Genomic DNA, 11,991 nt, shown 5'->3' with positions numbered 1-11,991 from the left:
TTTTTCATTGTTCAGACACTACCGCAAATTGTTAGCGGGCCATCTCCGATTGCTGGTCGCGCATGTAGGCGTAGAACTGATCGAACCCACCCACGTATTGGTTCCCCACCAGAATCTGAGGCACGGTATACACTGGCCGACCAATCTTGTCCGCAATATCCTGTTTGCTCATGCCCTTCTCGATCATATCGACCCATACGTAGGGAATGTTTCTGGCCTCACACAGGCGCTTTGCCTGAACACAGAACCCACAACTCGAGCGGCCATAAATTGTGACCTGCTCCATAAACACCTCCCCAAAGTCTCTGGCTGTATGTTTCGGAACTGAAAACCTATCAATGAATGATGGCACGGCACCCGGTAATTTAAAATTGATGCTTTGAATCGCCACCATAGCGGCCGCTCATCATGTCCTGAGGCGGCTGAGCTCCCGCTCCAGAACCTGCACTTCATTGTCCAGGGCCTGACCACTGCCTTTTACCCGACCAGCAAGCTCCCGGAGATCGTTGGCGGCATCACCGATGTGAGTGAGGTTGCGATTGATTTCCTCGCTTACCGAGCTTTGCTCTTCCGCTGCGGTCGCCACCTGGGTCACGTGTTCGACAATGGTACCGATCCTGTCGACAACCGTGGCAAGGGAATGGGCCGCCTCCTGGGTGCCATCGACCGCTGAGGTGGCGCGATCAACGCCACTCTGGATCACCGAAACCGCGCCATTAACATCCTCTTTGAGCCCGTCGATCATGGTACTGATTTCATCGGTGGATTCCCGCGTGCGGGAGGCCAGCGTGCGGACCTCATCGGCAACCACGGCAAACCCGCGCCCCTGTTCGCCGGCCCTGGCGGCCTCGATAGCAGCGTTGAGGGCGAGAAGATTGGTCTGTTCTGCGATGCCACGAATGACATCCAGAATCCGGTTGATCTCCTCACTGCGACTGGCCACCTGACCGATCGCCGTACTGGCCTCGCCCATATCATTGGCGACCGCGCTCACGCCCTTCACCGCCGATGACAGGGTATCCTGGGTAAACCGGATGCCGTCCTGGGCCATCCGGGCGTTGTCCGCCGCCTCGCCGGCAAATCCGGCCACCTCACCGGCAGCGGCAGACATTTCGTTCATGGCGGTCACCACACTGTCGATGTCCTGATGTTGCCTACCGGTCTGCTCATCGGTCTCAACCGCGATGCTGCCGACATCCCTGGCCTGCTCGCGGACCTTGGCGTTCACATCCTTCAGGTCGTTGATCATTTCTCTCAACCGGGCCAGAAAGGCATTGAATCCGCCAGCCAGCTCGATCAGTTCGGCATGGGTGTCGATTTCCAGCTCACGGGTAAGATCCCCTTCCGCACTGGCCAGGTTCTTCATGCGATCCCGGATCTCATCCAGCGGGCGGGTCACGGAGCGCACCAGGAGAACGAGGGCGACAACAGCCAGAACCACGACACCGATGCCTACCAGAGTCTGGCGAGTCGCGGTCGCGGCCACTTCGTCTGCCAGCAGGTCCGTGATTTCAGAAACGCTGGCAAGCGCGGCATCTCTTGGCAGTTCAATCAACAACGACCACTCGGCATCCGGCAGGCGGATTTCGACGGGGTAGGCCACGGCCAGGGTCTCGCCGTCATCAAAGGTGCCCTCCCCCTTGTGCAGTCCTGCGAAGGTATCGCCATGATCGGGCACGGCTTCCGGCAGGGGTCGGCCAAGGTGCTCCTCGTAATGACTTGAGGCCGCGATAAGCCCCTGCTGACTGATCAGCGTAACCCGGGACTTGCCGTTAAATAACTCCTGGCTGACACCAGCAATGGTTGTTTGCAGTGTCGAGAGATTGATATCGACGCCCACCACACCGGCGAATGCTCCGTCATCCAGAATCGGAACCACCAGGCTGGTCATCAGCTCGGAATAGCCCTCACTGATTTCGTAATCATAGGGCTCCATGATGCAGGGTGCCTTGGTGTCCCGCGAGCACAGATACCACTCGGCTTCCCGAATACCGAATTCGTTCAGGCTGTCCAGATACTTCGTGGCCGGGTCTTCGGTGCGGCTGAACTGGACCTTGCCGTCCGGATCCCGGTAGTAATAGATCTCCAGGGTACCCTCGTCGCTGCTGTGTTCTTCAACACCACCGGTGAAATAGCGATCCTGCCCATCGTAGCCATCAGGCTCGAACTGGGCGTATATCGAACTCAGACTTTTCTGCTCCTCAAGCACGGCGCCAACAGTTTCCTGCAAGGCCGTCCTGCTGATTCGCCCGGAACTGTCGGACTGAATATTGCGGGTAATGACATTGCGTACGACTTCCGGGGTCCGAAAGGCGGTTGCAAACTGACCACTGACCAGCTCGCCATACTTGCCGGCGGTTGCGCCGAGCTGATCCATCACAATACCCTGCACCGTATCCCGGGTCTCGCCGGTCAACCGCTTCTCCATATCTCCGAGAGACAGCTGGGCAGTCACCACAATGCTGATGCCCATTATCAGAAGCAGGGACACAACGAGGGCGTAGAGCTTGAAGCGGAGCGATAACTGTTTCATGGTGAAGTCGGACCTGCGGGGATTTGGTGGTTCATTCTATTTTAAAGCACGGAGGGGCCGGTGGCCTACCTGACGCTATTTCTGACCGCGTTTGCCGCTGCCACGCTGCTGCCCGCTTACTCGGAAGTTCTGCTCGGCACGCTGATAACACAGGGTTACTCCTGGTGGTGGCTCTGGTTCTGGGCAACACTGGGGAATACGCTGGGCTCGGTCGTTAATGGAGTTATCGGCCGGCAGGTAGATCGCTTTAAGCATAAACGCTGGTTTCCGATCAGCGAAATGCAACTGCACAAGGCGAGGAACCGCTTTAACCGGTATGGCCAGTGGTCACTGCTGATGGGCTGGCTGCCTCTGGGCGGCGACGCGCTGACCCTGGTTGGAGGGATCATGCGCGTGCCGTGGCTCAATTTTGTGGTACTGGTAGGGATTGGTAAGGGGGCCCGCTATGCCTTCGTGCTCTGGCTCGTCGCGGAGGCGTCCGGTGCATCGTCACCTTCACCGTAGAGGTATTTCCGAAGCAGCGGCTCGCCGTTAAATTCGGAATTCAGGACCGCAACAAAGGTGTAGACCCCGATCAGTTTACGGTTGAGGAACACGAACTCCTTCGGAGGCACCCGGAAATAACGACTGATCGCCGACCGGGCCGCCTGACGTGCCACACGGGACGGCAGTTCGCTCTGTTTCCAACGATACTGGCCATGGCTGTTCACTGCATAGTCTGGCCAGGATTCCTTGTCGCTGGAGAGCGGCTCAAGCACCGACATGCAGACCTGGCCAAACTTCTCCAATACCTCTTCCGGCCACTCGGTGCTCATGAAACGCAGCTTCACGCCACCATCGATCACTGCAGCGAGATCATTCTCGTAGGATGCCCTGATCATCTGGATAACCGGTTTGAGAAAGTCATCCGAGTAGGACTGCACGGCGCCGAAATCGAGGAGGACGATACGGTCGTACCCCGGGTCATCCCCTTCCTCCCCGGCAATCCGGATGCGGTAGTTGCCGAAATTGGGATCGGTCTGTATTTCGCCCCAGATGAACAACTCCCGGAAAAACAGCTCCAGGGCTGCCTTGCCCAGGGCACTCCGCCGATCCAGCGGAAGGTCCCTGACCGACTGGGAACTGACCGAATGCCCGTGTTCGTAGGTTGAACAAATAACGTGCTCGGTTGAAAACTCGGGCAAGACCCTGGGCACAATGAACCTCGGATCCGATGCCAGCATGTTGCGAAATTTCTCGGTGGTCTTCGCCTCAAGGCGATAGTCCACCTCGCGATGCATCATCTGCCGGACTTCCTCCAGCCAGTCATTGAACTCGGGGCCGAAACTGACCAGCCTCGCCACTCGCAGCAACTGGGCGACAGCATTCAGGTCGCTGTCTACGGCGTCGGCAACGCCCGGGTATTGCACCTTCAGCACCAGCTCCAGTCCGTCACTGCGGCGCCAGGCCCGGTGCACCTGCCCCAGCGACGCAGCGCCAATCGGTTCGGGCTCTACATCCAGTTGCGCCAGACGCTCCGCGCCCAGCTCGTCTTTCAGCACACGCTCGATAGCCGGCCATTCCAGAGAGGTGGTCTGATCTTCCAGAGTGTGGAGCGCTTCGGTGACTTCCTCGGGCAGAAAATGCTCGCCGTACAGAGCCATAACCTGGCCAATCTTGACCACGCTGCCCTTCAGCTGGCCCAGCTCGTCCACCAGGAACCGCGCCTGGCTCGAAAGCATGGCGCGGTGACGCTTCTCCCGGTTTTCCCGACTGCTGAACCAATTGGTTGCCATGTGTGAGGCCATGCGGGTACCAGCAAACAACCCGGCACGGGTCAGACTCAGCCTGCGCTCGAAACTGCCTGTCTTGATGCGGGAAACCGAATTTCCTGAACGTCTGGAAGACATAGTGACCTGTTCGGATCAGAGAATTTCACCACGTTTGGCGGCTTATACCATTATACGGATAGTCAGGGGAGCTGACCTAACCGAGTCGACCGGCTTGACGCGGCCACGGAGCCAATGCGCCAGCACCGTTGCCGGTTTACATCTGCATAACCGGATCGTTTACGTTTCGACACAGTTTCCGCCGGGGAACCTGTCTACTATTTCTAGATACGTAAGGTCCAACAACGACTATCACAAGAACAAGATCTCAAAATGCCGCAATCCGCAAGAAAAACGCCGGATACAGAGCTGTCGCAGTTCCGGGTCAAGGGCGAGATTCCTGTCCCGATCCTGATCAACTGGCTGACCGCTGTTGCCGTGCCCCTGCTCTGTTTCTTTGCCTGGCGCTCGAGCCTGCAGAGCGACCCGATCACGCCGCCACTACTGGTTGGCTTCGCCGTTCTTCTTGCCGTCAACTCTGTGAGCTACCTGCTTTTCGGAAACAAGACCCTGCAGCGTCGCGGCTTCATAACCCTGATTACGGTGCTGTTCACCTACCTGGCTATCCACGCGGTAGAAGACGGCTCCGCCATTATCTGGTTGTTTGCCTACCCGCCCATCATTTTCTACATCAGTGAATCCCGGGTTGGAGTGCTTGCCTGCTGTGGCGGGTTCGCCGCCGTCATCTTCCTGTTCAGCCCACTGGGGGATTTCCTGTTTGAGCCGCCGCACAGCACAAGTTTCAGAATTACCATGATAGCGGTGCTGGGTTTTGAAATGGTCACCTGTTACATCCTTGACCAGAGCCGTCGACGCAGCAAGCTGGGGTTGCTTAAGCTGGCCGCGGAGTTCGAGTATGCCGCCAAGCACGATGCCCTGACCGGCCTGGCCAATCGCCGCGAAGCGCTTGAGCAACTCGACATCGAGTACCAGCGCTATCTTCGCAACGCCCGTCCCTTTTCGGTGTTGCTGATGGACATTGACCTGTTCAAGAGCGTTAACGATAACTACGGGCATCATGTGGGTGACGAGCTGATCATTCTGGTGGCCAGGACCCTTCGGGAACAATGCCGCAAAGTTGATACGCTGGCCCGATGGGGCGGTGAGGAATACCTGGTTCTGCTGCCCGAAACCAATACCGGGGAGGCCCTGGCATCTGCCAACCGGATCCGGGAAGCCTTTGCCGCCAAATCCGTGAGCACGGAGCAGGGCCTGATTCAGGCCACCATCAGTGTGGGGGTGGCGTCGATCCGTGGCTCGGAATCCGTTGATCGCCTGCTGCAGCGGTCAGACGAAGCCCTGTATCGGGCGAAATCCGAGGGACGTAACCGCGCATGCGGTTACGAGAATGAAGCCGCGGCCTGAACTACCAGCCTTCGCGGAAATCGACATCGTGGTGGGCCAGGCCACTGACAAGCTGCTGCGACAACCGCTGCTGCATGTCCGCCAGGGTCACACCGGGAACAAAGTCGCGCACCTGACACATGGCCATTCCGGCATAGCCGCACGGGTTTATGCGCTGAAAAGGCTCCATGTCCATATCCACATTCAGCGCCAGGCCATGGAAGGAACAACCCCGGCGAACCCTCAAGCCGAGTGAGGCAATCTTGGCATCGCCCACGTAAACGCCCGGAGCGTCCGGTCTTGGAGCTGCTTCAACGCCCAATCCTGCAAGCGTACGGACGATGGCCTGTTCTATCTCGTCTACCAGAGAACGTACACCGAGTTTTTTGCGAGTCAGGTTGATCATCAGGTAAATCACAAGCTGACCGGGTCCGTGGTAGGTCACCTGCCCGCCTCGGTCCACCGGGATCACGGGGATGTCGCCCGGGGCGAGAATATGTTCTGCCTTACCCGCCTGGCCCTGGGTGTAAACCCGCGGATGCTGCAAACACCAGAGCTCATCCGCCACACTGTCGTCGCGGTCGGCGGTAAAGGACTTCATGGCCTCCCAGGTTTCCAGATAGGGCTGCTCACCCAGGGATCGGACAATCAGGTCAGGCATCGGCCTCAGAGCACCATGTGTACGCGGCCACTGGCCTTGAGATCCTCGAACAGGGCCTTCAGTTGCGCCTCACCCGTGGCCACAATCTTCAGCTGAATCGAGGAAAAACGGCCTTTGCTGCTATCGTTAACCGTGATGTCGGTCTCGCTGATTCCGGGGGCATGCTGCTCCACAACCTCGACCACGAACTCGGTGAAATCCGGGGCCGCGTTGCCAATCACCTTGATCACATAGTCGCAAGGAAACTCAATTTTTGGTGCTTTCGGCTGACTCATGCCGCTTTACTCCCCGGGATCAACATCGCCTTACTGAAATAACTGAACGAAAAAGAGCTTGATGGCGTCCCAGATGCGCTTGAAAAAGCCACCTTCAGGAACCTCGGTCAGGGCCAGCACCGGCTGATCAACCAGTACCTCGCCGTTATAGGACACCTTGACCCGTCCCAGCTCGTCCCCAACCTTAATGGGTGCCTTGATCACAGAATCAAGGTCGACCGTAGATTCGAGATCGTTTCGGGAACCCCGCGGGATGGTTACGTAGACATCACCAGTCATGCCAACCGACAGCTGATCAGCCTGACCGCCCCAGACACGGGCTTCGATGAGCTCCTGGCCCGACCGGAACAGGCGCTCGCTCTCATAGTAGCGGAAGCCGTAGTTCAGCATTTTCTGGATTTCCTGGGCACGTGCTTCTGAACTGTTGGTGCCCATTACCACGGCAATAAAACGGGTGTCGTTGCGCTTGGCAGAGGCAACGAGGCAATACCCCGCCTCCTCGGTGTGGCCTGTTTTCAGACCGTCGACACTGTCATCGCGCCAGAGCAGACTGTTCCGGTTCGGCTGGCGGATGTTGTTGTAGGTGAAATGTTTTTCAGCGTAGAGCGGATAGTTCTCCGGGTAATCATTGATGATCGCCCGGGCCAGCATCGCCAGGTCATACGCTGTTGAAAAATGCTCCGGCGAGGGCAGGCCGGTAGCGTTCACAAAATTGCTGTCTTTCATTCCCAGCAGCTGGGCCTGCTGGTTCATGATGTCAACGAAGGCTCCTTCACTGCCCGCAACGAATTCCGCCAGGGCAACAGAGGCGTCGTTGCCCGACTGAATGATGACCCCCCTGAGCAGATCCTCAACCGACACCTGGGTGCCTTCCCGAACGAAGGTGCGCGAACCTTCAGTCTTCCAGGCATTGACGCTGACGGGAACCATGTCGGACATGGCAATGCGGCCCTCATCAAGCTCACGCTCGACAATATAGGCCGTCATCATTTTGGTCAGACTGGCCGGAGGCAAACGCTCGTGGCTGTTCTCCTCCATGATGATCCGTCCACTCTTGGGATCCATCAACACGTAGGAGCTGCCGGCAATCTGCGGCGGCGACGGAATCAGCACCGACTGGGACATTGCCTTGCCTGTCAGGGCAAGCATCAGCACAAGGACAACGGAGAGAGTTCGAAAAGCAGAGTTTAAGGCCATGGGTCCATTCATTCGTCGTTAAGTGTATTTTTTCTATATATGTCGTGTTCGGTTTATTCAGTGCGTGTCGGTCAGCAGGATGGACTGATCGAAACCACGGGCTTCCAGCAGACTCTGGGTGCGCCGGGCGCTGTCTTCATCGTTGAAGGGGCCCACCTGAACCCGATGGAAGCGTCCCGCGGAGGTATCCACTGCCCGAACGCGCATCGGGTTCTCCAGCACCGCCCTCACCTGGCTGAGCAGTTTTTCGGCCGGGTCCCGGCTGCTGAAGGACCCAAGCTGGACAAACAATGACCGGTTGGTCATCGCCATGTCACCGCTTGCCTCTACACGGCTTTCAGCGTATCCGGCCGGATCTCCGGGGGAATAAGGCTCGCCAGCAATGAACATGGCGCCATCCGGCCTGACGGTGATAGCAGCCACTTCCACACGGGCCGTGCCCCTGGCCTGGTAACCCAGCTTCTTGGCAGCGGCATATGACAGGTCGATGATCCTGTCGCTGTGAAAGGGACCCCGGTCGTTGACACGGACAATCACCGAGCGGCCGTTATCAAGGTTCGTTACCCGTGCATAGCCGGGGATCCGCAGCGATTTGTGCGCGGCGGACATGGCATACATATTAAAGGTTTCGCCATTGGAGGTCTTGTGGCCATGAAACTTCTCGCCGTACCAGCTCGCCGTACCCCGGGCGACATAGCCGTCGTTACTGTCGAGCAGGTAGTACTGCTTGCCCCAGACCTGGTAAGGCGATTTATTACCCGCCCTCCTGGGAGCCTCGTAAACCGGTACAGCATCTTCAAGACCGGACACGTCGAAGTTGCCCGAAGGGGCCCTGTCGGTTGCCAGGGTATAGCGGGACGAGTGGTCCGTTTCCGGGGCCGAAGCGCAGCCGCCGAGTACCAGCGACACAACCATCGCCAGCAGGAGGGAGAATGAGGGCTTGCAGTTCACTGTCCGGAATTCCTCTTGACTACACTGGCCACCGTTACCAGGTTCCCGGTGGTCCCGCCTTCATTGTAACGGGTTCTCCGCCGGAATCACCATTACCCTGCGGCCATGGTTTGAGTGACCTGATCAGGCGCCAATCATTCGACGATGGGTATGAATCGACATCAAAACACCAAACGCTGCCATCAGGGTAACCCCCGATGTCCCACCGTAGCTGATCAGAGGCAATGGCACACCAACGATGGGCAAAAGTCCACTTACCATCCCGACATTTACGAAGATGTAAATGAAGAACGTCATGGTGAGCGCGCCCGCGAGAAGGCGGCTGAATGAATCCTGGGCCGTCGCGGCAATATACAGACACCGCAGTATGATCAGGAAATACACCGTCATCAGGATCAGCATACCCACGAACCCGAACTCTTCAGCCAGCACTGCAACTATGAAGTCGGTATGGCTCTCTGGCAGAAACTCCAGATGCGACTGGGTTCCCTGAAGCCAGCCCTTGCCATCCACGCCACCGGAACCGATGGCGGTCTTGGACTGGATGATGTTCCAGCCGGCGCCGAGGGGATCACTCTGAGGATCCAGAAGCGTCAGCACCCGCTGTTTCTGATATTCCCTCATGACGAAGAACCACATCAGCGGGGCCGAAACGGACACCATGGCCACGAACGCCGTGATCAGCTTCCAACTGATACCCGCAAAAAACACCACGAAGATACCGGCCATGCCGACCAGCAGCGAGGTCCCCAGGTCCGGCTGCTGCATGATCATGACCATGGGCACCAGAACGATCGCCAGCCCGACAGTCACGTGCCGGAACCTGGGCGGCAGGAAATGCCTGGACAGGTACCAGGCTGCCATCATGGGAACCACCAGCTTCATCAATTCCGATGGCTGGAAACGCGGCAGTCCCGGAATCGCCAGCCACCGTTGCGCACCCTTGGCACCAACGCCCACCAGCAGAACTGCAATCAGGGCCACAATACCGGCGCCGTAGAGCCATGGTGCCCAACGGCGAAACACCGAGGGATCGAGCTGGGCAAATACCAGCATCACGACAAACGCCACGCCCAGCCGGATGCCCTGGGCCTTGACGACCTCCAGGTTCCGGTCGGCGCCGCTAAATAGCACGAACAGCCCGCCGGAAACCAGCAGGAGCAACAGCAGCAACAGGATCGGATCCAGGTGCAGCGCGGTCCAGATGCTACGGTGCCGGCCGAGAGGATTGCTGGCGGTTGAATCCAGTAACGCCTTGAATGCCATCAGTCGGCCACCTCGCCGACACCGCTGATCAATGCGCTATCCCCCTGCCCATAATCCAGCAACCAGGAGTCAAACAGCGCCCGCGCAACCGGTGCCGCGGTGCCACTGCCACTGCCGCCGTTTTCGACAATCACGGCGACGGCAATTTTCGGGTTATCCACCGGCGCAAAACCTACGAAAAGCGCATGATCCCGGAGCCGCTCGCGAATTTCTTCCGCATCGTATTCTTCATCCTCGGCCAGACTGAAGACCTGGGCAGTTCCTGTCTTGCCTGCCATCTTGTAGGAGGCACCGCGGCCGGCGCCCCGGGCAGTGCCCTTCGCTCCGTGCATGACTTCAACCATGGTTTCCACCACATACTCCCAGTCATCCGGGTTCTTCAACTTGAGCGGCTCGTGGGTTTCGGCGGGCAGGAACTCCTCGACCGGGCGATCCCCCTTGATATCTTTCAGTAACCTCGGCTCGACCCACTCGCCCCGGTTGGCGATGAGGGCGGTCGCCGTCGCCAGTTGCAACGGTGTCGCCAGCATGAATCCCTGACCGATACCCAGGTTAACGGAATCTCCCGGATACCAGGGTTCATTGCGGACGGCCCTTTTCCAGTCTCTGGAGGGAAGCAAGCCGCTCAGGGCCCCGGAGACATCAAGCGTCGCGTCTTCCCCGAAACCAAAATGAGACAGGTAGCTGTGCATGGTATCCACGCCCATCTCGACCGCCGCCTCGTAGAAGTAGACGTCACAGGATTCGGCTACAGCGTCTTTGAGATCGACCCAGCCGTGACCCGTCCGCTTCCAGTCGCGCCAGACCCGCCCACCCTGATTCAGCCGGAAATGACCCGGATCCCAGATGGTGTAATCCCGGGTAGTCGCGCCACTGTCGAGGGCGGCGACCGCAAGCATGGGTTTGAGCGTTGAGCCCGGGGGGTATTGACCGCGCAAGGCACGGTTGAACAGGGGCTTGTCTTTGCTGTCGCTTAATTCCCGATAATCATTGACGCTGATACCGGTGACAAATTTGTTGGCGTCAAACCCCGGCACACTGGCCAACGCGAGAATGCCGCCGGTATCCGGTTCTATGGCAATGATGGCGCCCCGACGACCATCAAGAAGCTCGTGGGCACGCTGTTGCAGCCTGAGATCCAGGTGCAGCTGCAGATCCTCCCCGGGAACCGGGTTCTCGCGCTCCAGGACCCGAAGGGTCCGGCCACGGGCATTGGTTTCAACATGCTGGTAACCAACCTGGCCGTGGAGGATTTCCTCGTAGAAGCGCTCAATGCCCGACTTGCCGATGTAGTTGGTGCCTGCGTAGTTGACCGGATCGATCCTCTGCAACTCATCCCGGTTGATACGCCCGACAAAGCCCAGGGCATGGGCCGTCAGTTCACTGTGGGGGTAATACCGTACCAGTTCAGCCTTGACCTCGACGCCCGGAAGCTCGTGGCGATGCACCGCGAGGCGTGCCATCTCCTGCTCATTCAGGTCATAGCGAAGGGGGATTTCCTGGAAGGGCCGGCGGGGCTCCTGGAGCCGACGCTGGAACCGTTCGCGGTCTTCCTCGGAGATTTCCAGAATCGTGTCAAGCTGTGACAGGGTATCGTCCATGCCCTGCACCCGCTCGGGCACAAGCGTCACACTGAAAACGGGGCGGTTCTCCGCCAGCAGGGTGTTATTGCGGTCGTATACCAGCCCCCGGGGAGGAGGCACAGACTGGACCTGAACGCGATTCTTGTCTGAGAGCGTGGTGTATATCTCATGCTCCACGACCTGAAGCTGGTACATCCGGGCAATCAGGCCGCTGATAGCGAGCATGACAAGCACCAGCATGACCAGGCTCCGCCGCTGGAAGAGCCGACGTTCCGCTGCCGTATCCTTGAATTCACCCCATGGCATAACGTCC

At 58.6% G+C, this 11,991-nt stretch carries 11 protein-coding genes; 2 read left to right on the top strand and 9 right to left on the bottom strand.

The genetic code is table 11. From position 1 onward, the window contains the following. Window positions 1-31: 31 nt before the first annotated feature. Together ACWJ62_RS11020 and ACWJ62_RS11015 are read right to left on the bottom strand one after the other, a co-directional pair. Window positions 32-286: a GrxA family glutaredoxin gene (locus tag ACWJ62_RS11020; protein ID WP_449286240.1), complete on the bottom strand. Its 255-nt coding sequence runs from the start codon at window positions 284-286 to the stop codon at window positions 32-34. Window positions 287-406: 120 nt separating this feature from the next. Next, entirely contained in the window at window positions 407-2,533 is a 2,127-nt protein-coding gene (locus ACWJ62_RS11015; protein WP_449286239.1) for a methyl-accepting chemotaxis protein, read from the bottom strand. Between the two features lie 60 nt (window positions 2,534-2,593). Between ACWJ62_RS11015 and ACWJ62_RS11010 the strand changes: the two genes are divergently transcribed. Beyond that, window positions 2,594-3,037 carry a YqaA family protein gene (locus ACWJ62_RS11010; RefSeq protein WP_449286238.1) on the top strand — a complete coding sequence of 148 codons (444 nt, stop codon included), beginning with the start codon at window positions 2,594-2,596 and terminating at the stop codon, window positions 3,035-3,037. On the opposite strand, the gene ACWJ62_RS11005 is transcribed toward ACWJ62_RS11010, so the two are convergent. Further along, window positions 2,977-4,422 (bottom strand): ABC1 kinase family protein, encoded by a 1,446-nt coding sequence (locus ACWJ62_RS11005; protein WP_449286237.1) that lies wholly within the window; start codon window positions 4,420-4,422, stop codon window positions 2,977-2,979. The two genes, ACWJ62_RS11010 and ACWJ62_RS11005, sit on opposite strands and share 61 nt — an antisense overlap. A gap of 252 nt (window positions 4,423-4,674) precedes the next feature. Here ACWJ62_RS11005 and ACWJ62_RS11000 point away from each other — a divergent pair, with 252 nt between their 5' ends. After that, complete coding sequence (locus tag ACWJ62_RS11000; RefSeq protein WP_449286236.1) at window positions 4,675-5,766, top strand: GGDEF domain-containing protein; 1,092 nt, start codon at window positions 4,675-4,677, stop codon at window positions 5,764-5,766. A 1-nt stretch (window position 5,767) separates the two neighbouring features. Here the strand turns inward: ACWJ62_RS11000 and lipB are convergent, their stop codons facing one another. The 6 genes from lipB to mrdA form a co-directional block, all read right to left on the bottom strand. Next, entirely contained in the window at window positions 5,768-6,406 is a 639-nt protein-coding gene (gene lipB / locus ACWJ62_RS10995; protein WP_449286235.1) for a lipoyl(octanoyl) transferase LipB, read from the bottom strand. Between the two features lie 5 nt (window positions 6,407-6,411). Next, window positions 6,412-6,681 carry an HP0495 family protein gene (locus ACWJ62_RS10990; RefSeq protein ID WP_449286234.1) on the bottom strand — a complete coding sequence of 90 codons (270 nt, stop codon included), beginning with the start codon at window positions 6,679-6,681 and terminating at the stop codon, window positions 6,412-6,414. 30 nt (window positions 6,682-6,711) lie between these two features. Next, window positions 6,712-7,878, bottom strand: a complete 1,167-nt coding sequence (locus tag ACWJ62_RS10985) for a D-alanyl-D-alanine carboxypeptidase family protein (RefSeq protein WP_449286233.1) — start codon at window positions 7,876-7,878, stop codon at window positions 6,712-6,714. A 57-nt stretch (window positions 7,879-7,935) separates the two neighbouring features. After that, the gene (locus ACWJ62_RS10980) at window positions 7,936-8,793 is read right to left on the bottom strand and encodes a septal ring lytic transglycosylase RlpA family protein (RefSeq protein WP_449286646.1); all 858 of its coding nucleotides are present in this window, start codon (window positions 8,791-8,793) and stop codon (window positions 7,936-7,938) included. A gap of 159 nt (window positions 8,794-8,952) precedes the next feature. Further along, window positions 8,953-10,095, bottom strand: coding sequence for a rod shape-determining protein RodA (rodA, locus tag ACWJ62_RS10975; RefSeq protein WP_449286232.1), 1,143 nt, complete (start codon window positions 10,093-10,095; stop codon window positions 8,953-8,955). Next, window positions 10,095-11,984, bottom strand: a complete 1,890-nt coding sequence (gene mrdA / locus ACWJ62_RS10970; protein ID WP_449286231.1) for a penicillin-binding protein 2 — start codon at window positions 11,982-11,984, stop codon at window positions 10,095-10,097. The genes rodA and mrdA overlap by 1 nt, the downstream gene beginning before the upstream one ends. Window positions 11,985-11,991: the final 7 nt, after the last annotated feature.

The organism is Marinobacter sp. PE14 (genome assembly GCF_053566155.1).
The sequence above is the reverse complement of the archived record's forward strand: the minus strand, read 5'-3'. Positions and strand labels throughout refer to the sequence as shown.

Coding starts and splice junctions, on each gene's coding strand:
- ACWJ62_RS11020 (WP_449286240.1), bottom strand. CDS start 286: ATGGAGCAGGTCACAATTTATGGCCGCTCGAGTTGTGGGTTCTGTGTT.
- ACWJ62_RS11015 (WP_449286239.1), bottom strand. CDS start 2,533: ATGAAACAGTTATCGCTCCGCTTCAAGCTCTACGCCCTCGTTGTGTCC.
- ACWJ62_RS11005 (WP_449286237.1), bottom strand. CDS start 4,422: ATGTCTTCCAGACGTTCAGGAAATTCGGTTTCCCGCATCAAGACAGGC.
- ACWJ62_RS11000 (WP_449286236.1), top strand. CDS start 4,675: ATGCCGCAATCCGCAAGAAAAACGCCGGATACAGAGCTGTCGCAGTTC.
- lipB (WP_449286235.1), bottom strand. CDS start 6,406: ATGCCTGACCTGATTGTCCGATCCCTGGGTGAGCAGCCCTATCTGGAA.
- ACWJ62_RS10990 (WP_449286234.1), bottom strand. CDS start 6,681: ATGAGTCAGCCGAAAGCACCAAAAATTGAGTTTCCTTGCGACTATGTG.
- ACWJ62_RS10985 (WP_449286233.1), bottom strand. CDS start 7,878: ATGGCCTTAAACTCTGCTTTTCGAACTCTCTCCGTTGTCCTTGTGCTG.
- ACWJ62_RS10980 (WP_449286646.1), bottom strand. CDS start 8,793: ATGGTTGTGTCGCTGGTACTCGGCGGCTGCGCTTCGGCCCCGGAAACG.
- rodA (WP_449286232.1), bottom strand. CDS start 10,095: ATGGCATTCAAGGCGTTACTGGATTCAACCGCCAGCAATCCTCTCGGC.
- mrdA (WP_449286231.1), bottom strand. CDS start 11,984: ATGCCATGGGGTGAATTCAAGGATACGGCAGCGGAACGTCGGCTCTTC.